This is a genomic window from Rufibacter roseolus, assembly GCF_017916365.1.
Classification (GTDB): domain Bacteria; phylum Bacteroidota; class Bacteroidia; order Cytophagales; family Hymenobacteraceae; genus Nibribacter; species Nibribacter roseolus.
On sequence record NZ_JAFMSU010000002.1, the window covers coordinates 238,169 to 257,459 of the forward strand.

18 protein-coding genes are annotated in these 19,291 nt (G+C 53.0%); 5 read left to right on the forward strand and 13 right to left on the reverse strand.

Annotated elements, in window-relative coordinates; translation table 11 throughout:
• Positions 1-53 precede the first annotated feature (53 nt).
• From rpmF to J3P35_RS09915, 4 genes are all read right to left on the reverse strand, one after another.
• Positions 54-248 (reverse strand): 50S ribosomal protein L32, encoded by a 195-nt coding sequence (gene rpmF / locus J3P35_RS09900; protein WP_062544815.1) that lies wholly within the window; start codon positions 246-248, stop codon positions 54-56.
• A 32-nt stretch (positions 249-280) separates the two neighbouring features.
• Positions 281-841 carry a YceD family protein gene (locus J3P35_RS09905; RefSeq protein ID WP_210464460.1) on the reverse strand — a complete coding sequence of 187 codons (561 nt, stop codon included), beginning with the start codon at positions 839-841 and terminating at the stop codon, positions 281-283.
• A 321-nt stretch (positions 842-1,162) separates the two neighbouring features.
• The gene (gene pdxA / locus J3P35_RS09910; protein ID WP_210464462.1) at positions 1,163-2,170 is read right to left on the reverse strand and encodes a 4-hydroxythreonine-4-phosphate dehydrogenase PdxA; all 1,008 of its coding nucleotides are present in this window, start codon (positions 2,168-2,170) and stop codon (positions 1,163-1,165) included.
• A gap of 3 nt (positions 2,171-2,173) precedes the next feature.
• Positions 2,174-3,610: a leucyl aminopeptidase family protein gene (locus tag J3P35_RS09915; protein ID WP_210464463.1), complete on the reverse strand. Its 1,437-nt coding sequence runs from the start codon at positions 3,608-3,610 to the stop codon at positions 2,174-2,176.
• Positions 3,611-3,664: 54 nt separating this feature from the next.
• Here J3P35_RS09915 and rsmA point away from each other — a divergent pair, with 54 nt between their 5' ends.
• Genes rsmA through J3P35_RS09930 form a run of 3 tightly spaced genes read left to right on the forward strand, consistent with a single transcriptional unit; the run spans position 3,665 to position 6,811 of the window.
• On the forward strand, positions 3,665-4,447 hold the full coding sequence (rsmA, locus tag J3P35_RS09920; protein WP_210464464.1) for a 16S rRNA (adenine(1518)-N(6)/adenine(1519)-N(6))-dimethyltransferase RsmA: 783 nt from the start codon (positions 3,665-3,667) through the stop codon (positions 4,445-4,447).
• A complete protein-coding gene (gene mgtE / locus J3P35_RS09925) occupies positions 4,437-5,789 on the forward strand; it encodes a magnesium transporter (RefSeq protein ID WP_210464465.1) in 1,353 nt (450 codons plus the stop codon). The genes rsmA and mgtE overlap by 11 nt, the downstream gene beginning before the upstream one ends.
• 47 nt (positions 5,790-5,836) lie before the next feature.
• The gene (locus J3P35_RS09930) at positions 5,837-6,811 is read left to right on the forward strand and encodes an NAD(P)-dependent oxidoreductase (RefSeq protein WP_210464466.1); all 975 of its coding nucleotides are present in this window, start codon (positions 5,837-5,839) and stop codon (positions 6,809-6,811) included.
• 263 nt (positions 6,812-7,074) lie between these two features.
• On the opposite strand, the gene J3P35_RS09935 is transcribed toward J3P35_RS09930, so the two are convergent.
• From J3P35_RS09935 to J3P35_RS09955, 5 genes are all read right to left on the reverse strand, one after another.
• Positions 7,075-8,403 (reverse strand): type IX secretion system plug protein, encoded by a 1,329-nt coding sequence (locus J3P35_RS09935; protein WP_210464467.1) that lies wholly within the window; start codon positions 8,401-8,403, stop codon positions 7,075-7,077.
• Between the two features lie 223 nt (positions 8,404-8,626).
• A complete protein-coding gene (locus tag J3P35_RS09940) occupies positions 8,627-10,555 on the reverse strand; it encodes an ABC-F family ATP-binding cassette domain-containing protein (RefSeq protein ID WP_210464468.1) in 1,929 nt (642 codons plus the stop codon).
• 222 nt (positions 10,556-10,777) lie between these two features.
• Positions 10,778-11,134 (reverse strand): SxtJ family membrane protein, encoded by a 357-nt coding sequence (locus tag J3P35_RS09945; protein WP_210464469.1) that lies wholly within the window; start codon positions 11,132-11,134, stop codon positions 10,778-10,780.
• A gap of 3 nt (positions 11,135-11,137) precedes the next feature.
• A complete protein-coding gene (locus J3P35_RS09950; protein WP_210464470.1) occupies positions 11,138-11,281 on the reverse strand; it encodes a DUF5989 family protein in 144 nt (47 codons plus the stop codon).
• Between the two features lie 5 nt (positions 11,282-11,286).
• Positions 11,287-13,089 carry a carbamoyltransferase family protein gene (locus tag J3P35_RS09955; RefSeq protein ID WP_210464471.1) on the reverse strand — a complete coding sequence of 601 codons (1,803 nt, stop codon included), beginning with the start codon at positions 13,087-13,089 and terminating at the stop codon, positions 11,287-11,289.
• Positions 13,090-13,139: 50 nt separating this feature from the next.
• On the opposite strand from J3P35_RS09955, the gene J3P35_RS09960 reads away from it, so the two are divergent.
• On the forward strand, positions 13,140-14,294 hold the full coding sequence (locus J3P35_RS09960; RefSeq protein ID WP_210464472.1) for an SGNH/GDSL hydrolase family protein: 1,155 nt from the start codon (positions 13,140-13,142) through the stop codon (positions 14,292-14,294).
• A gap of 185 nt (positions 14,295-14,479) precedes the next feature.
• Entirely contained in the window at positions 14,480-15,055 is a 576-nt protein-coding gene (locus J3P35_RS09965) for a 2'-5' RNA ligase family protein (protein WP_210464473.1), read from the forward strand.
• Positions 15,056-15,109: 54 nt separating this feature from the next.
• Here J3P35_RS09965 and J3P35_RS09970 read toward each other — a convergent pair whose 3' ends face one another.
• From J3P35_RS09970 to J3P35_RS09985, 4 genes are all read right to left on the reverse strand, one after another.
• Entirely contained in the window at positions 15,110-16,543 is a 1,434-nt protein-coding gene (locus tag J3P35_RS09970) for a pyridoxal phosphate-dependent decarboxylase family protein (RefSeq protein ID WP_210464474.1), read from the reverse strand.
• A 197-nt stretch (positions 16,544-16,740) separates the two neighbouring features.
• Positions 16,741-17,337, reverse strand: a complete 597-nt coding sequence (locus J3P35_RS09975) for a DUF4136 domain-containing protein (protein ID WP_210464475.1) — start codon at positions 17,335-17,337, stop codon at positions 16,741-16,743.
• Between the two features lie 105 nt (positions 17,338-17,442).
• Positions 17,443-18,147 (reverse strand): VOC family protein, encoded by a 705-nt coding sequence (locus tag J3P35_RS09980; RefSeq protein ID WP_210464476.1) that lies wholly within the window; start codon positions 18,145-18,147, stop codon positions 17,443-17,445.
• 139 nt (positions 18,148-18,286) lie between these two features.
• A complete protein-coding gene (locus J3P35_RS09985) occupies positions 18,287-19,258 on the reverse strand; it encodes a deoxyhypusine synthase family protein (protein ID WP_210464477.1) in 972 nt (323 codons plus the stop codon).
• Positions 19,259-19,291: the final 33 nt, after the last annotated feature.

Below are 19,291 nucleotides of genomic sequence, written 5' to 3' on the forward strand. Positions count from 1 at the left end.
TTCGTAAATTATCCTACAAGTAACTAAAATAAAGCCTGTCTAGGCAAGCTTTACTAGGCAACAGAGGTATAATTTTTGATGGCCACTTTTCCGTTGTGGTACAGGTCGCCGTCTACTACGTAGGCTCTGTGGTATTGGTGCACCTCACCGGTGTTAGGGCAGATAGAAATCGCTTTTGGAGTGATTTTGTCGTGCGTTCTTCTCTTATCTCTTCTGGTTTTGGAGATTTTTCGCTTAGGATGTGCCATCTCAGGTAATTATTACAAAATTGGTTATAAACTTATTTTAACTTTTTAAGGGCGGCGAAGCGCGGGTCTACAGGACCGTCCTCGTCATCGTCATCATTGCCGTCCTCATCGTCTTCGTCAGAGCCGGTAGAGTAGATCAGCAGGCCTTCTGCCTCTGGGTCGTCCTCCCGCTCCTGGTCTTCTTCTACAAACCGGGGGGCCAGTTTCTTCATGGGTACCGCCAGGCCAATGTAATCATACAAATGCTGGGCGATGTTGAGGTACTGGGTATCCGGGGTAATCTGCAGCACGTTCACATCCAGTTCCAGGTCTTCCGGGCCGTAGCGCACGAGCAGCGTCTGCTCTACTTCCAACGGATGCTCAAATTCCTCCAAGCTTCGGTCGCAGGTCAGGCGAACCGTTCCTTTGATGTGGAAATCGAACTGCAAAAGAAGCTCCGACTTATGCAGCACCACCTCTGCCTTCAAGTTGCCGCCCAGGATCAACTCCTGCTCAAACAACTCAAAGAAGCGGTCATCCAACTCAAACTCGTAGCTATGGCTTTTGTTGCCAAGCTTCACAAGGTTGATATCGTATTTCTTAATCTCCTTCACGTTGCCTCTTTTTTTGCAAGTCGCAAAATTAGCAAGAATATCTGAATTATAAAATACAAATGCCTTTTTTGCACTGGTTAATAAATAACCCATTTGGGCGTGTCTTGGGGAAAACAGCACATAAACAGGAGTAGTTCATTGTGAGCGAGATACCTTTGGGTACCTGCCATTTTCCGGGTCATCCTTCCCGTAATACGGCCATTATCTGTAAAGGTCCAACCTCAAAGGGTGTTCTGGGCCCTTCACAAGAAAGCGTTTCAGAGCCGCTTTACGCAAAACAGCCCCGAAACGCTTCTCGGTCTCTAATTATATGGTGCGAGCCTACACCCCAGCCCGGGCACGGAGGATGTCAATAGCGGCGAACAGGGCCTCGCGGAACGAGGTCTCGTCGGCGCGGTTCTGGCCGGCGATGTCATAGGCGGTGCCGTGGTCAGGGGAGGTGCGTACAATGGGCAGCCCGGCCGTGAAGTTCACGCCGCGCTCAAAGGCCAGGGTCTTGAACGGGATAAGCCCCTGGTCATGGTACAGCGCCAGGGTGGCGTCAAACTTCTGGTAGCTGCGCGTCCCAAAGAAGCCATCGGCGGGGAATGGGCCGAACACCAGGTTGCCTTTGTTCTTCAGCTGCTCAATGACCGGAATCACGATCTCCGTTTCCTCGGTGCCCAGCAGGCCATTCTCACCGGCGTGCGGGTTAAGGCCCAGCACCGCGATGCGGGGTTTCTGGATGCCGAAGTCCTGGCGCAGGGAGTTGTCCAGTATAGAAAGTTTGCGGATGAGCAGTTCCGGGGTGATCTGGTTTGCGACTTCCTTCAAAGGCAGATGCCCGGTCACGGTGGCCACCCTGAACCCATCTGCTACGAGGAACATGAGGCTCTCCGGCGCGTCAAAGTAGGTAGTGAAGAACTCGGTATGACCTGGGAACTGGAAGCCTTCGCCCTGGGTGTTGTCTTTGTCAATAGGGGCCGTCACTACCGCCTGGATGTGGCCGTCTTTTAGGTCCTGGGCGGCACGCAGCAGCGCCGCGCGGGCCAGGGCTCCAGTGGCCGCTGTAGGAGTGCCAGGCGTGAAGTCAATCTCTTCCTCCACGCAGTTGAGCACGCTGGTCTTCTTAGGGTGCAGCTGGTCAAAAGCCTGGATGGTCTGAAAATTGAAATTTTCCAGCGAGAGCAACTTGCGGTACTTGTTCACCGCCGAGGCGGAGCCATATATAATAGGTGTACAGTAATGCAGCACCCGGTTATCAGAAAGGGTTTTCAGTACAACTTCCGGCCCGATGCCGCTGATATCTCCTATGGTAATCCCTATGCGGGGCTTGGTCTTTTGCTCCATTTATTAAGCAGTGGCTTGTGAGGTGAGGAAATGGTACAGCAACCGAACGCTGCTGCCGGTAGCGTGTTTGCCGCGGTAAGAATCTGGGCTGAGCAGGTAGGCCGTGCCGGCGATGTCTAGGTGAACCCAGGGGTAATTGGTGAAGAACTCCAGGAACTTGCCCGCCGAGATGGCGCCTGCTTCGGCTCCGCCAATATTTTTTAGGTCCGCAATGTCTGATTTCAGGTGCTCCTGGTATTCTTCCCACAGCGGGAACTCCACCAGGCGCTCGTGGGCGGCCTCGCCGGCCAGTTTCAGGTCCGTTTTTACCAAATCATCGGCAGTACCCATCATCACAATACCTTCGCGGCCCACGGCGCGGGCGGCGGCTCCGGTCAAAGTAGCAATGTCAATCACCAGCGCCGGGTTGTAGCGTTTCGCGAAGTGGAGGGCATCGGCTAAAATCAAACGGCCTTCGGCATCGGTGTTGAGGACTTCCACGGTGTGGCCGCTGTGCATGGTGATCACATCGCCCGGGGCGAAGCCTTTGCCGCTGATGAGGTTATCGGTGGCCGGGATGAGCCCGATCACGTGCAAAGGCACTTTGTTCTGCGCCAAGGCGTACAGGGTTCCGGCCACGGCCGCGGCACCGGACATGTCTGATTTCATGTAGTCCATGGAGTTGGGGGTGGGCTTAATGCTCAGTCCGCCGGTGTCATAGACCACGCCTTTGCCCACCAGGATCACCGGCTGGGCGTTGGTGGCGTTCTCGGGTTTCCACTCCAGAATGTTGAAGGTTGGCGACTCGTCAGAAGCCTGGCTTACGCTCAATAATCCACCCATTTTCAGGGATTGGATCTGCACCAGGTCAAGCACCTCCATTTCTACCCCGGACCCGTCCAGCATCTCCTGGATCTGCTCGCTCAACAGGGTGGGTGTCTGCATGTTGGGCGGGGTGTTGATGAGGTCGCGGGTTTTGTAAACGGCCTTCAACAGGTGGGACAGTTCCGCAACCTGGGTCTGCGACACGCCTACGCCCGTGATGGTCACCGTCTGCAAGGTAGGAGGGGTGGCTTTCTGGGTTTTGTAGCGCTGGAATGCGTAGTTGCTCAGTACCAAGCCCTCGGCCACAAAAAGGGACGCCTCGCCATCGGCGCCGTCCAATAATACCACATGGTCCACCTTGTCGGCAGCCAGGCGCTGGTGCAGGGCGTTGCCGGCCTTTCGCAGGGCTTCCTGGGTCTCGGTGCCTTTGCGTTTGGGCTCGGTGAGGACCAGGTACAGTTGGTGCGTGTATCTATTGAGACCTACCAGGGTGCTTTTCAGTTCCAGTTGGCGATGGATATAAGTCAGCTCATCGGCGGAGAAAAGTTCCTCGGGGAGATGCTCGCGGCCCGGTACCAGTACGGCGGTGCTGGTATTCGCGGGTAATGTTGCAGCGTAGGTCAGTTCTGTGCGCATAAGATGTGTATCTTTGAGCTGCAATATAGCCTTAACAAACGGAAACCAAAACCAGTGAAGCCCGTCCAGCCCAAGAAACACCTGGGTCAGCATTTCCTTACTGACCTCAATATCGCCCAGAACATAGTGGAGGCGCTGCGCCTGCCCAACGGGGTACAGGAAGTGCTGGAAGTGGGCCCCGGCATGGGCGTTTTGACCCAGTTTTTGGTAAACCACCCCGAATACAGAACCACCATCGTGGACATTGACCGGGAGTCCATCGCCTGGCTCAACGAGCATTACCCGCAACTGGAGGGCCGCGTGCTTTTCGCCGATTTCCTGAAAACCGACCTCAAAACGCTGTTCAGCGGTCCGTTCGCGGTCATCGGGAATTTCCCTTACAACATCTCCAGCCAGATCTTCTTCAAGGTGCTGGACCACCGCGACCAGGTTCCCGAGGTGGTGGGCATGATCCAGAAAGAGGTAGCAGAGCGCATCGCAGCGCCGCACGGCTCCAAGACCTACGGCATCATGAGTGTGCTGCTGCAGGCGTTTTACACCATTGAGTACCTGTTCACGGTGCATGAGCACGTGTTCAACCCGCCGCCTAAAGTGAAAAGCGCGGTGGTGCGGCTCACCCGCAACGAGGTGGCCTCTTTACCCTGCGACGAGAAACTGTTCTTCAAAGTAGTGAAGACCAGCTTTGCCACCCGCCGCAAAACCCTCCGTAACTGCCTTAAACCGTTTAACCTGCCCGCCGAGGTTGCCCAGGATACCCTGTTTGACAAGCGCGCCGAGCAGCTTTCCGTGAATGATTTTATAAACCTGACCCTTCTGATCCAGCAGCATGCAGTCTGAAATCACCCGTGAGTTTATTGACCAGATAGAGGACGCCATTGAGCGCCGCGATGCCGAGTTCATTCTCTCCAACATGGAGGAGATGTACGCCGTGGACATCACTACCGTGCTCTATGAACTTAACACTGAGCAGAGCAAGTACGTGATGGACGTGCTGCCCGCCGAGGTGGGCGCCGAGATCCTCAGCGACCTGGACTCTGACGTGCGCACCAATTTTCTCAAGAACTTCACCATAGAGGAGATTGCCCGCTACATCGGCGAGATGGACTCTGATGACGCCGTGGATTTGCTCAATGAGCAGCCCGTGCAGCGCAAAGAAGAGATCATTGCCCTGCTGGAAGACCAGGAGCATGTAGCGGATATCATTGAGCTCCTCCACTATGACGAGGACTGCGCCGGCGGTCTCATGGCGAAGGAGTTGATCAAGGTAAACCTAAACTGGCGGGTAGGGCAGTGCATTGAGGAGATCCGCCGCCAGGCCGAGGAAGTAGAGAAAGTCTACGCCATTTACGTGGTAGACGACCGCGACAAACTGGTGGGCCGCCTGGGCATGAAAACCCTGCTGCTCTCCAATGACCACACGCCCATTTCCCAGATCTACGACGCCGATGTGATTTCCATTGAGTCTTACAAAGATGAGCAGGAAGTGGCCGCCGTCATGCAGAAATATGACCTGGATGCCATCCCGGTGGTGAACATCCAGGGCCGCCTGTTGGGCCGCATTACCATTGACGACGTCCTGGATGTGATCCAGGAACAGGCCGAGTTGAGCCGCCAGCTCATGACGGGTATCACCGAGAACATAGAGGAAGACGACAGCGTGTTCCGCTTGTCCCGCGCGCGGTTGCCCTGGCTCATGGTGGGCATGGTGGGCGGCTTGCTGGGCGCCCGGTTCATTGGGCTTTTTGAGGGTGATATCTCCATCATTCCGGCGTTGGCCATGTTCACGCCGCTCATCACCGCCACCGGCGGAAACGTGGGCATCCAGTCCTCCTCCATCATCATCCAGACGCTCGCTAATAAAACCATCTTGTTTGACAATTTCACCTCCCGGATTGTGAAGGTGCTGCTGGTAGCCATCATCAACGGGCTGGTCATGTCAAGTTTGGTGTTTGGGTTCAATGTGCTCCTAGGGGTGCAACTCACCTTGTCGGTAGTGGTGGCGGTGGCCTTGTTCAGCGTGGTGTTGCTGGCCTCGTTCATGGGTACTGTGACCCCGATGATCTTGGACAAATACGGCGTCAACCCCGCTGTGGCCGCTGGTCCCTTTATCACTACCGCCAATGACCTGCTGGGCCTAGCGGTGTATTTCTTAGTGGCGCATTTGCTGCTCAACCTTTAAACTTCATTAACAGCTTGCCTCCTTTTCGGGCCTGAATCATCTTTGCTATGATATTACCTTCTACTTCACCCTTCCGTTGTCTTGTAATTGACCTGATGCACGAAAGCCTGTTGCCTATGCTGGAAAACCTAGGGGTGGAGGTGACCTACGTGCCGAACGTGAAAAAGGAAGAAGTCCCCGGCATGGTTCAAGATTACCAGATGCTGGTAGTGCGTAGCAAAATGCGAATCACGGCCGATTTTCTGAAACATGCCCCAAACCTGGAGATCCTGGCCCGGGCCGGCGCCGGCGTAGACAACATTGACGATGGCGTGCTGGAAGCCCGTAACATCACCCTCATCAACGCCCCCGAAGGCAACCGCGATGCGGTGGGCGACCATACCTTAGGCCTGCTGCTGGCGCTGTTCCGGAAAACCACCCGCGGTGACCGGCAGATAAGGGAAGGCCAATGGCTGCGCGAAGACAACCGCGGTGTTGAAATCGGCGGCAAAACTATCGGGCTGATCGGGTACGGGCACATGGGTAAATCCTTCGCCAAAAGATTGATGGGCTTTGACTGCGACGTACTGGCCTTTGACCAACAACCGGTAGAGAACCCTTTTCCGCACGTCCGGCTAACGTCTCTGGAGGAACTCCAGGAGAAAGCGCAGGTACTGAGCCTGCACATCCCGTACACCAAGGAGAACCACCATTTCGTGAATGCCCAAGTACTGGCCAAGTTCAGGCATCCGCTGTGGGTCCTGAATACCGCTCGCGGCGAGGTGTTGGACCATGCCGCCTTGGTAGAGGCCATGAAAACCGGGCAGGTTCCTGGTGCCGCCTTGGACGTGCTGGAGAACGAGAAACTGAAAACGCTCACTTCTGAGCAGCAGGAAAGACTGACTTTTTTGATGGATCATCCGCGTGTGATCTTAACGCCCCACATCGCCGGTTGGACCCAAGAGTCTTACGTGCGCATCAACGAGGTCTTGGTGCAGAAACTAGCAGGCTTTCTAGCCACTAGAAGTCGAGAATCGCTTTAAGCATGTATTCCTGAAAATAGCCCGATTGTAGCGGTGTTACACCGTAACGCCGTTGTTCAACGCAGCAGCCCTCGTCCCCATCACCAACCCCAGTTTTGAATTCTCGCTTTTAGGAAAGGTTTGCGGGTGGAGGGACGGTTTTGTTTCATAGTCACACGGCGTTAAGGTGTAACGCCGCTACAGATTAGGTTTTACAGCCGTTTTCCCAAAAACGGCCTTAAAACAGAAGCGCCTCTCTTAATCTAAGAGAGGCGCTTCTGTTTTTATTTCTGCGGGTTGAACTGGATGGTGGAGTACCCGATGATTTGGTCGGCGCGGGAGCCTGGGGGGCGGTAGTAGACCAGGACATCATAGACGTTCTCGGTGGCGAAGTGGCTGCCCTCAAAGTAGCGGGGATCTGGCTGGCCGTTGGCGCCTTTCATCGCGAAATAGTAGTTGTAGTAGCCCTGCTTGAGCAGAACGGTACCGGTGTAGGCCTGTTTCTCGGCATCGTACGTCATCCGGAAAGGCTCTTGTAGTTGCCAGTCAGAAAGGCCCCCGAAGATGTACACGGGGCCGGGGGCGGGCTCTGGGGCCTGAAGAGAAAATGTGACCTGCTGGTAATCGGCGTTAAGGGGTGCGTTGCCGTATTCGCGGCTCCCGAAAAGGAACTTGCCGTTGGCGTCTGGCTGGGTGCTATAGGCTTCACGGGCGCGGCTTCGGCCGGTGATGGCGTACACCCGGTCCGGGTTAGCGGAGATATCGCGGCGCTCCACCCCAAATCCGCTGAACCGCTCGCTGCGCGTGTCTATGGCCCGGAACTCATTCAAGCCCAGAAACGCCTGCTCGGGCTCAAACAACTGGTACTCCAGCCGGCGCTGCGATTCCTGGATGAAGGTGGGGCGGGTGAAGTATTTGGCATTGTCCCAGCGGTGGTTCTGGCGCATGACCACTTTGATCTCCTGGGCAGGGTTCACCAATGGGTACTGGGCATAGAAGATGTTGAAGTCCATTTGCTGGCGCACGTAGCGGTCGCCGGCGCCTGGGGTGGCCACCGGTTTCAGGCCTACGTTCACCAACTCCTCAAAAATAACGAAGCGCCGGCTCAACAGCAGGTTGCCGCCCTCCTCGGTGACTTCCATGAGGTAATTCCCGCTTATTTTCACGCGCGGCAATTGGAAACGGTAATGCCAGTACGGCACCTTGGTCCCCGCCGAGGGCTCCACTTCCATGATGTAGAACTCGTTGTAATCCTGCACATACTGGAGCGGCTGCAGTTGCGAGGGCTTCCAATCGGCGTTGCAGTGGTAGAATTTCACTACGGCGCGGCTCCGGGGCGGGGTCATGCGGTCAAACTCCAGCACCAGCGGGCTGGACTGGTCAATGGGCACCACCGGCGGGGCCAGCACATCGCCCACGTTGAGGCTTCTGGAATAGAACTGCACCGACCGGACATCCTGGGCATAGATGGCATCTTCAAATCTGACGGATCCGGTGCCCGAGGTGGCCGCCCCACCAGTGCCCGTAGTTTCTACCGGCACGCAGGCGGTGAGGGTGGAGGCTGCCATCGCAAAGGTTAGAAGGCTATGTTTCCAGTTTAGGTTCTTTATCATGTGAGGAGTTTCAAATAGGGCAATGGCATCCGCGTTCAGGGGAAATACCGATAAACGGGAGGCCAGGGTTTTCGGGTTCTCAAGTTAAGTTAAACTTCGCTTCTAAACGATGGCCCCTGGCGTGCCCTTGCCCAAAATTCTGTTTTTATCCTGATTTTCTAAAAACAGGCCTGAAAAAGAAAACCCCACCGGCCTTGCAAGACGGTGGGGTTTAAGTGAATCTTTATTTAAGCTGGTTTTCCAGCTCGTCTACCTGTTCCATGAGTTGTTCCCAGGTGGTTTGTTCTTTGTCCAGTTGGGCTTTGACCTTGTTGAACTGCTGGGTGGCCTCTTGCAGGGCGTTGGGGTCTGAGTAGGTGCTGGGCAGGGCCAGTTTGCTTTCGCAGTTCTTGAGTTTGCCTTCCAGATCGTTCACAAGGCCTTCAATCTGCTTTAGTTTCTGGTTGATCTTCTTCAGCTCCTGCTCCAGTTCCTGCTGCTGGCTGGCGGTGGGCTTCGGTTTGGGCTGGGCTTTGGCAGCGGCGGCTGGCTGAGTAGTCTGGCGTTTACCGGTTTTCTCGCGCTGCTCCATCCAGTACTCATATTCATGATACGTGCCGGGGTATTCCTTTAGCTCATGGTCTTCAATGTACCAGATCTTGTTGGCCACGTTCTCCACAAAGTACCGGTCGTGGGAGATGACCACGAAGGTACCCTCGTACTGCTCCAGCGCCTGGATGAGGATGTTCACCGATTGCATGTCCAAGTGGTTCGTGGGCTCATCCAGCAAGAGGAAGTTGGCCTCCGATATCAGGGTTTTGGCCAGTGCCACGCGGCTTTTTTCGCCCCCCGAGAGGACTTTGATTTTCTTGAAAACGGTATCGCCGGTGAACAGGAAGGAGCCCAGTACGCCGCGCAACTCCATCTCGGTGCGGCGGCTGCCGGCCTGTACCATTTCCTGCAGGATCTCGTTCTCCACGTTCAGGCTTTCCAACTGGTGCTGGGCGTAGAAGGCCATGATCACGTTGTGGCCCAACTGACGGTCGCCTTTGATGGGTTCATCACCGGCAATGATGCGCATGAGTGTGGACTTCCCTTTTCCGTTCGCCCCGATCAAAGCGATTTTGTCGCCACGCTCAATGTTCACGTGGGTGTTTTTGAAGATGAGTTTCTCGCCGTAGCTTTTGCTCACGTTCTCCAGGCGCAGGAGGTTGCGGCCGGGCTGCACGGTGAACTGAAATTTGAAGTTCACCACCGGGGCATCGGCGGCCACATCTTCAATTCGCTCCATTTTGTCCAGCGCCTTCATGCGGCTCTGGGCCTGTTTAGCTTTGGTAGCCTTTGCCTTAAAACGGGCGATAAACTGCTCGGCCTGCTTTATCTGCTGCTGCTGGTTCTCGTAGGCGCCTTTCTGGATCTCGTTGCGGAGTTCTTTTTCTTCCAGGTAGAAGCTGTAGTTACCGGCATACACATTCAGTTTACCGCCCGAGACTTCCACGGTAACGTTGGTGGTCCGGTCCAGGAACTCACGGTCGTGGGAAACAATCACCAGCGCACCTTCATAGTCGCTTAGGTAATTTTCAATCCATTTGATGGAAGGTAAGTCCAGGTGGTTGGTAGGCTCATCAAGCAGCAGGAGGGAAGGTTTCTGCAACAGGATCTTGGCCAGCATCACGCGCATGCGCCATCCGCCGGAGAAAGTCTTGAGGGGTTGCTGCAGTTCCTGCGTGGTGAAGCCCAGTCCCTCCAGGATCTCCTCGGCTTTCACCTGTATGTTATAGCCGTCCAGGGCCTCAAAGTGCTCCTGCAGGCGGGCCAGTTTGTCAATGTGCTCGTCCTGGTAATCTGTTTCCATCTCGTGCAGCACCTCGTCTATTTGGCGCTGTAGGTTGATGGCTTCCTCAAACGCCTGCAGGGCCACGTTCAGGATGCTCTCGTGGGTGTCATAAGACAGAAGATCCTGGTTCAGGAAACCCAGCGTGGTGTCGCGGCTCATCTGAATGCTGCCGCCGTCAGGTTTGTATTCGCCCACCAGCAGGCGCAGCAGCGTGGATTTGCCGGTCCCGTTCAGTCCTACAAGCCCAATCTTGTCTTTGGGTTTGATGTGCAGGTTGGCGTCTTCGTACAGCGTGCGGCTCCCGAAATGGAAGTTGAGGTTATTAATGGAAATCATGGGTCAAATAGTATCGGAGGGCAAAGGTAACACTTTGAAAATAATAGGCGTCCGCCTTTTCCTCCCGAGGTGCTTTAAGGCTTATGTTGGCTTGTTCTTAACACAAAACCAGCCGAAAACGTGCCGAGGTCCGGCGGGAAATAGCTGAGGAGAAAAGGAGAGAAGAACGAATGAACCTGTTTAGTGGCTGTTTTCTCAAGAAAGGGCAGAAAACAGATCCAGTTAAAAGGTGCGCTCAAAATCTGAAGCATCAAAGGTGTGTTCCCGCTGGACAAAGCTGGAATCTTCCTTTTTAGGGGACTTGTGAAAAAAGCGGTACATCCATGCAATGGGGGTGAGCACCCCAAAGAAGACAATCGCCAATAGGATCTTTGTGTTGATGCGCCCGATAAAATGTAGCAGAACCATCCATTTCTGCAGCAGCCAGGGAATAGGCGGGACCGAGAGTAACCCCAAGAGCAGGGTTCCACCAGCCATGGCTACCAAAAAAAGATTAGGATACCAGAGAATATAAAAGAAGAGCAAAGGAACCGCCAATGAAATAGCAGCTTCCAGGGTCTGTACTCGGTTACTAGGCATTGCTTAAAAAAGAGCGTAAATAAAGGACGCAGCCGGTCCGCCGGCCACTACCAGTAAGCCCAGGAGGAGGAGTAAAAACAATATTGGGGTGAGCCACCATTTCTTTCTGGTGAGCATGTACCGCCAAAGCTCTTTCAAAGAATCCATGTAATTCAGGGTTTGCTGATGACAAAGTTACCTAATACCAGCAAATCTATCTCAGTGCTCAAAAAACATCTGAGGGCATCTGCGGGAGTGGCTACAATGGGTTCTTCGTTTACGTTAAAACTGGTGTTAACCAATACCGGGGTACCAGTAATGCTTCCAAAGGCATGCAGGAGTTTCCAGAACCGCTCATTGGTGTCTGGTGTAACGGTTTGTACCCGGGCCGAAAAATCTGAGTGGGTAATGGCGGGTAAATTGCTCTTAGGTGTTTGAAGTTTCGTGTTGATGTCTGCTTGCGAAAACTGTTCCCCAACGGGAAGGCGGTGTTCTGCCTTTAGAAGGGTGGTGGTAGTCATGTAAGGCGATGGCGCTGCACTTTCAAAAAAGGCAGTCTTGTATTCCAGGGGAACGGCCGGGGCAAACGGCCGGAAATCTTCCCGGTGCTTGGTTTTCAGGTTTAGGATAGATTGCATCTTGGGGTTGCGCGGATCGGCGAGAATGCTTCTGTTCCCCAAAGCCCTGGGCCCCCACTCCATCCTGCCCTGAACCCACCCAATGATTTTTCCCTCTGCCAAGTTAGAAGCGGTGAAATGCACCAATTCTTCCAGATTTTTAAAATATTGAAAAGGAAGGCCGGTTTTGAGAAGAACGTTTTCGACCTCTTTTTCTGAAAACGAGGGGCCCAGGTAAGAGCCTTGTAAAGCGTCATAGCCGTTTGCCTGCAGGCGGGGAGTTTTCAGGTAAAGATGAGAGAATGCCAGGGCTGCACCCAATGCTCCCCCGGCATCACCGCTGGCAGGTTGTGTGTAAATGTTTTCAAAGATGCCACAGTTTTCCAGTTTGCCGGTTGCCACGCAGTTGAGAGCCACGCCCCCGGCCAGGCAAAGGTTTTTGCTCCCGGTCAGTTCTTTAGCGGTTTTAGCCATCCGTATGACTGCTTCCTCTGTGAACTGTTGAATGGCCAAGGCTAGATCGGCGTGGTTTTGGTTCAAGGGCTCAGAAGAGGAACGTACCGGAAACCCCCACAGTTGCTCCCATTTCTTTTCATGGATCATCCGCAGCCCGGTTGCATATTGGAAATAAGGTTGATGCAAGGTGACGGACCCATCATGATGAAGCGTAACCAGTTCCTTTTCCATTTTCTGCCTGAGTTGCCTAGCCTGTTCTGGTCTTCCGTAGGGGGCCAAACCCATTAATTTGTATTCCCCGCTGTTCACCTTAAAACACAGAAAATACGTGAAGGAGGTGTAAAGCAGGCCCACTGAGTCTGGAAACTTCATCTCCACCAATGATTTAAGCTGGGTTCCCTGGCCGTGGTATATACCCGCCGTGGCCCATTCGCCCACCCCGTCTATGGTTAAGACTGCCGCTTCTTCAAAAGCCGAGGCATAAAAGGTGCTGGCGGCATGGGAGAGATGGTGCTCTGAGAAATAAAGGGGAGGTTCAGCCTCTGGGTCCAATATTTTAAAGGCTTTTTGCAGGGTGGTTTTCAGAAATAGTTTATCCTTCAACCAAATAGGCATTGAAGCTTGGAAGGAAGAAAACCCAGCGGGGGCATTGTGGTAATAGGTTTCCAGTAAGCGTTCAAACTTAAGTAAGGGCTTGTCATAGAACACCACTGCTCTTACCTCAGAAAGGGTGATTCCGGCTTCGGACAGGCAGTAACGGATAGCGTGCTCAGGAAACGATTCGTCAAATTTTTTCCGGGTAAACCGCTCCTCCTGTGCTGCTGCCCAGATCTTACCTTTTCCTACCAGGCAAGCGGCCGCATCATGGTAATAGGCCGATATGCCCAGTACAAAATCATCCATTATTAAAAGACTCTGAATTTTCTCAAATTGCCCCCTGAAATATAGGGTTTATGTTCAAGAAATGGGTGTCAAGGTATCAATTCGTGGCGGTGCAGGTGTTTACCTTACTTTTGTTGGTCTTGTTGCTCAATGCGTTACTATCCCTTTTTTATTTCTACAAAGACCAGCAGCTTAAACAAACCAACCCTATTGTACAAAAGTACGGAAGAGAGGCCTTGCGATCGGTGTATCCTTCCTACTCAGATCAGGAGCAAGATGTGCTCCTAACAGAAACCTGGACCCGAAAGCAGCAATACGAAAGTTTCACTGGGTTCAAGGAAGCGGCTTTTAAAGGAAAGTATTTGAACGTGCATCCGGCTGGTTTCAGGATGGGGTGGCAACAGGGCCCCTGGCCTTTGGATACTCAGTACACCAATGTCTTCGTTTTTGGCGGGTCTACCACCTTTGGGTACGGCGTGGCCGATACTGAGACCTTGCCCTCTCACTTACAGCGCTTATTGCAAAAGCAGCAGCCAGGGGTACGGTGTTACAACTTTGGCCGGGGCTTTTATTATTCTGAGCAGGAACGGGCTCTTTTTGAGAAACTCCTGGTAGAAGGCGTTCACCCAGACCTGGTCATTTTTATTGATGGCTTGAATGAGTATGCCCAACCTGAACCTGAGTTTGTAGAGCAGACGAAGGCGCTTTTTGCCCAACAGCCTGGCACTTTGTTCCAGTATTGGTTCCAGGGAATACCCCTGAGCCGACTAGCCCGGTCCCTGCGTTACCGATTACTTGGTATTTCCCCTGAACCACCAGAACCTAACCACAGTTGCGCGCCAGATTCCATCCAACAGATACACAGCCGGTACTGGCAAAACCGCAAGCTGATTGAAGCGGTAGCCAACCACGTGAAAATCCCCTGTGTGTTCATTTGGCAGCCAATATCCTGTTTCCAATACCAGCCTAAAGATGCTTTCTTCTTAACCCCGCAAGAAGCAAATGATTGCTACCCTGGGTGTGGGTATGGGCAGATTGCCACCGAATGGAAAAAGAACGCAGATATGGATAACTCCCTCTGGCTGGCCGACATCCAAAAAAGCCGGATCGCTAACCGGTACGTAGATAAAGTGCACTACACCTCTGCTTTCCATGCTGAGATTGCCGATAGTATTGTCTCAAATTTGACAAGAAGAGGAGTTCTGAACCAGCCTGCAAAGAAGTAAACGGCAGTTAACCTTTGATTAAAAATCTATTTAAGGCGTGAGGGGAAAAGAGGTATTTAACAACCTGCTTTGTTAAAAAGGAACGAAAGGATCTCTCCCTAAAGAACATTTCACCTTCTTTATCAACGTTTCACCGTTTCTGCCGTTATTTTGGAAAATCAGCCCTAAAACGCTAATCTTAAGATATGGTAGCTATAGTTTCTTTGCTCGATGCCGAACACTCAGACCGGATGAACCAACTGATTTACGGCTTAGAGCGTGAATTTGGGCTGAAAGAAGTACAGAAAACCCCATACCCGCACATCACCTGGCTCACGGTGAACGACGGCAGCTTGCATAACCTGCAGAAAACGCTGGGGCACGCGGCCGGGATCTGCTGCCGCTTCCGGATCAACACCACCGGCCTGGGCATTTTCCCCGGCGAGAAGCCCGTGCTGTACATTCCGGTCCTGAGAACGGCCAACGTGAACCATTTCCACAACCAGCTCTACAAGGCAGTCTGCCTCCTGAGCAACGAGATCAACCCATATTACCATCCCGATGTCTGGATGCCGCACCTTTCGCTGGCCTTGGGAGACACCACGCCGGAGCTGGTAGCCCAGGCCATGGTGTACCTGAACCGTAAGAACTACCAGTGGAAGGTAGAGCTGGATAACCTCACGCTGCTCACTAAAAACGGTGACCTGTTCCTTAAAAACGGCGTCTTTCCGTTGGTGGAGGTAGAGGCGAAAGATGTCATCAAACTCTCAACCTCCAAATAATCACCTTTATTAACGACTCAGCCGTTAGCGCATGCCCGGGTTTGCAAAGCTTTCTTAACCTTTTAGCTCCCTTTCCAGCTCCGCGGCTTTTTCCCGAAGTATACTTAAGGCCAAGTCAATGGTATCCCGGTGCGTTCTAAAAGACAGGATGGCCAGACGCAGCATGAAATTCCCTTCCAGCAGGGTAGAGGATAGGAACACGCGTCCGTCCTGCTGCACGGCTTTGATCAGTTTTTGGTTGAACTCATTCACGTCAGTGGCGACCTCAGGAACGTAGCGGAAAATCACCACCGATAACTCCGGTGCCACGGGCGCCTCAAATCCAGGTGTCTGCTGTAATTCCTTAAAAGCGTACTGCGCCAGGCTAAGCTTTTCTTCCAGGGCATCGCGGAAGGCGGCCACTCCGTGCAGTTTCAAGGGGAGCCACAGCCGAAGCCCTCTGAAATGTTTGCTCAGTTCCGGTGACAGATCCGCAGGGGAGGCTTCCTCAGTGGCAGAAAGAGCATCCTGCATGTAATTGGCCAAGTAATGGTGTGTCTCGGCGGTCTGCTGGCGGTTTTTGATGAGCACCGCGCCCAAGCCGTAAGGAATAAACAAACCCTTGTGCGGGTCCATCACCACTGAGTCAGCTGCTTCAATTCCCTTAAGCCTTGATTTACCCGATGGAGCCAGAACAAAGAATCCGCCGTAGGCTGCATCCACGTGGTACCACAAGCCATGTTTTTTGGTTATCTGGGCTAGTTCCGGCAAGGGGTCAACTGCGCCCACATCGGTAGTGCCCGCCGAGGCGATGAGGAGCCAGGGCTTCAATCCGGCGGCTTTGTCCTCTGAGATAGCTTGCTCCAGGGCCTCGGGTTGCATGCGGTACAGGGCATCCATGGGGATGTGCCGGACCGGGCATTCCCCCAAACCGGCAATCCGGAGGGCTTTATCCAGGCAATGGTGCGCGTGGGCGGTGGTATAGACCACTGCATCAGGGATAATGCGGCTCGTGATTTTCTGCGCGTCACGGGCCGTGGCCAAGGCAATGAGGCTGGCGATGCTGCCTCCCGAGGTGAGATTTCCGGCCGCGTCTGCCGGGAAATCGATAAGGCTGGCCATCCAGCGAAGCAGCATGTTCTCCATCCGCACCGCGCCGGGGGCCGAGAAGAAGATGCCCGCATATTTATTCGTGACCGCCGCCAGGTAATCTCCCAACCCTGAGTAGTACAAGCCACCTCCCGGAATGTAGCCCAGGTGCCCGCCGGAGGCCGAGTTAATGCCCGGCATATCCACCTCGCGCTGCAGCAGGCCCAATGCCTCTTCTATCTGAATGGGGGTTTCTGCCAATGGGCTTTCCAGGAGGCCAGCGCCTTTTTCAGGGGTGTCTACAAAGGCGGGCAGGGAAGGAAGTTGATGAAGGAAATTCTGGACGTAGGTTTCCACGGCCTGCTGAACTGCTAAACGTTCTGGTTCACTGGGTTCCAGGGGATATTTGGGAGAAGTCATTAAAGCAAAAGTCGTTTTTTCAGGAATAGTAACGCACCTGGCCAAAGGAGGGAAGAAGCCTAGGTGTTTCCTTTGCCTTTGGGGGCTGTTTTTCGGGAACCAAGCTATAAAATAAAAGTGGGTTTTGCGGCCGATTTTTCTGAATCAGACGCAAAACCCACTCAAAACAAAATGAATATGTGAAGCCTGGCTTAACCTTAGTTAGCCGAGGAGTTTTCTCGGAGATAGCCTTTCCGGAAGACGCGGTACTGGTCAAAGATGGTTCTCACGGCCCGGTTGAGGTAGGCGGTGTTTTCAGTGGTAGGGTCTGAGAGTACACCTGAGGTGTAACCCTGCCAGACGGCATTCTGCTTTTTATGGTCCAGGAGGGTGACCAGCAGGGTGCCCTGGCTCATGTACATTTTAATAGGACGGTAGGCCTCATGCTCAGTATTATTGGGCTCCTCGTTGTTCACTAGCCAGATGTCAAACTCTTCCTGCTCGTACCCTTTCATGTTCAGGTCATTGTAGTAGATGTAGTAACTCACCAGCAGATCCGGTTTTTTGTCACTGTACTCGTAGCCCTGGATTTCCAGCCGCTCCCTGATGTATTTCTTCAGCACCTCGTAGTTCTTGAGGGTGGTGCTGTCTTCTTCAGAGGCGTGGGTGATGAAATTGAAAGTCCGGTACTTATGGAAAGCACCCGCGTAACTGTAATCTGAACCAAATTTGCGGTGTCCAAAACCCAGGCAGCCACTCAGGCCAGCCATTAAAATCACCAGAAGGATTGTTGACAGAAGGTAGTGCTTTCTCATTTTTCTTTCGTGTTTAAAATTCTGTATCTCCGTTACTTACGACTTTGCAATCCGGGAAGGTTTTAAAATTTTAATGGAAAATGAAAAAAACAGGCTAACCACACATCAGGCCAGTATTTCCTTCTTTTCCTGAATTAATTCCTTTATCTGTACAGTACCTTCCGTACCCTTTAACAAAAAGTTTCTACTCCTATGCCTGAAGATCACCTGCAGGTTAGAAGCCCTGGCAGGCAGTTGGGTGGGGAACCAGGATCTGCCTTCTTTCACCAGGATGAACAAGCCTGTTTCTGTCCCCAACGCCTTAAAGTTCGGTCCGGCTTCCTGCCAAACCTCCAAGCCCGCTGTTTGGGCTAAAAGCCCTACTACTGGGGCGACCTCAGGTGCCACCAAGCCTACCTCACTCACACAGATAATACTTTCAACCCCGAAAGGCGCAGCAGTGGCAGTAGCTAGATTATGCCGGCAGATAAACTCCAGCACGTTTCCATCCGGATCCTGGAAGTAGATACCTTCAGCGTTCCAGGCCGGTGCGAACAAAAAATCGTCGGCGCCGTCTTTGGCCAACAGGCTGGTGCGGGATTGAAGCCAGGCTTTGGCTTCAGTGAGTTGGTTCTCAGGGATGTTGAAGGCAAAGTGATAGTGCGGGTTTTCAATTTTACCGGCCTGCTCAAATGTTATCCGCGAGGCTCCTGCCTGAAAGGTGAAAGAGGTTTGTGAAGCATCCAGCAAGGCAAGCCCCAGCGTCTGGGTATAAAAATACCGCTGTTTCGGTAGGTTCCTGGTAGAAAGGTGAAGGTGTTGTATCAGCATGATTACCAGTTGCTTTTAGGCTCCAGTAAATGGTGTCTTATATACAAGTTATCAAATAATATTGAAAAAATCACAACTTTAGGGCATAAAAAAAGGCGGAAGAAACTTCCGCCTTTTAAGGTTTTTACAAATATGGTAATTACATGTCCAGCACAATCGCGAACACCAGCGGCGCCACGATGGTAGCATCAGACTCAATCACGAATTTAGGGGTGTCAATGCCCAGTTTACCCCAGGTGATCTTCTCATTTGGCACTGCGCCTGAGTAAGAACCGTAAGAGGTGGTAGAGTCAGAGATCTGCGCGAAGTAACCCCACAACGGAACTCCGGTGCGCTGTAAGTCCTGGTGCAGCATAGGCACCACGCAGATAGGAAAGTCACCGGCAATACCGCCGCCAATCTGGAAGAACCCGATGGTGGACTCCTCAGTAGCAGTTTGGGTGTACCACTCGGCCAGTTCCATCATGTACTGGATACCGGTTCTCATGGTGTGCACATTCTTGATATCACCAGAGATTACGTGACCGGTGTAGATGTTACCCAAAGTGGAATCTTCCCAGCCCGGTACGAAGATAGGAAGGTTCTTCTTGGCCGCTTCCAGCATCCAGCTGTTTTTAGGGTCAATTTGGTAATACTGCTCCAAATCACCGGACAACAGGATCTGGTAGAAGAACTGGTGCGGGAAATAAGCCTCACCGGCTTGGTCGGCTTTCTGCCAGTATTTTAATACGGTGTGCTCCAGACGGCGCATGGCCTCTTCCTCCGGAATACAGGTATCGGTTACGCGGTTCAGGTGACGGTCCAGCAGGTCTTGCTCGTCCTGAGGGGTCAGGTCGCGGTAGTTAGGGATGCGCTCGTAGAAATCGTGGGCTACCAGGTTGAAGATGTCTTCTTCCAGGTTGGCACCGGTACAGGTAATGGCCTGCACTTTGTCCTGACGGATCATTTCGGCTAAAATGATTCCCAGTTCGGCGGTACTCATGGCACCGGCCAGGGTAATCATCATTTTACCGCCGTTGTTCAGGTGCGTTTTATAGCCTTCGGCGGCATCAATTAACGCAGCAGCGTTGAAGTGCTTGTAATGGTCTTTCAGGAACTGAGTTACCTTCATTCTGTTGTTAAATGTTTTAAAAAGCTTGAAATA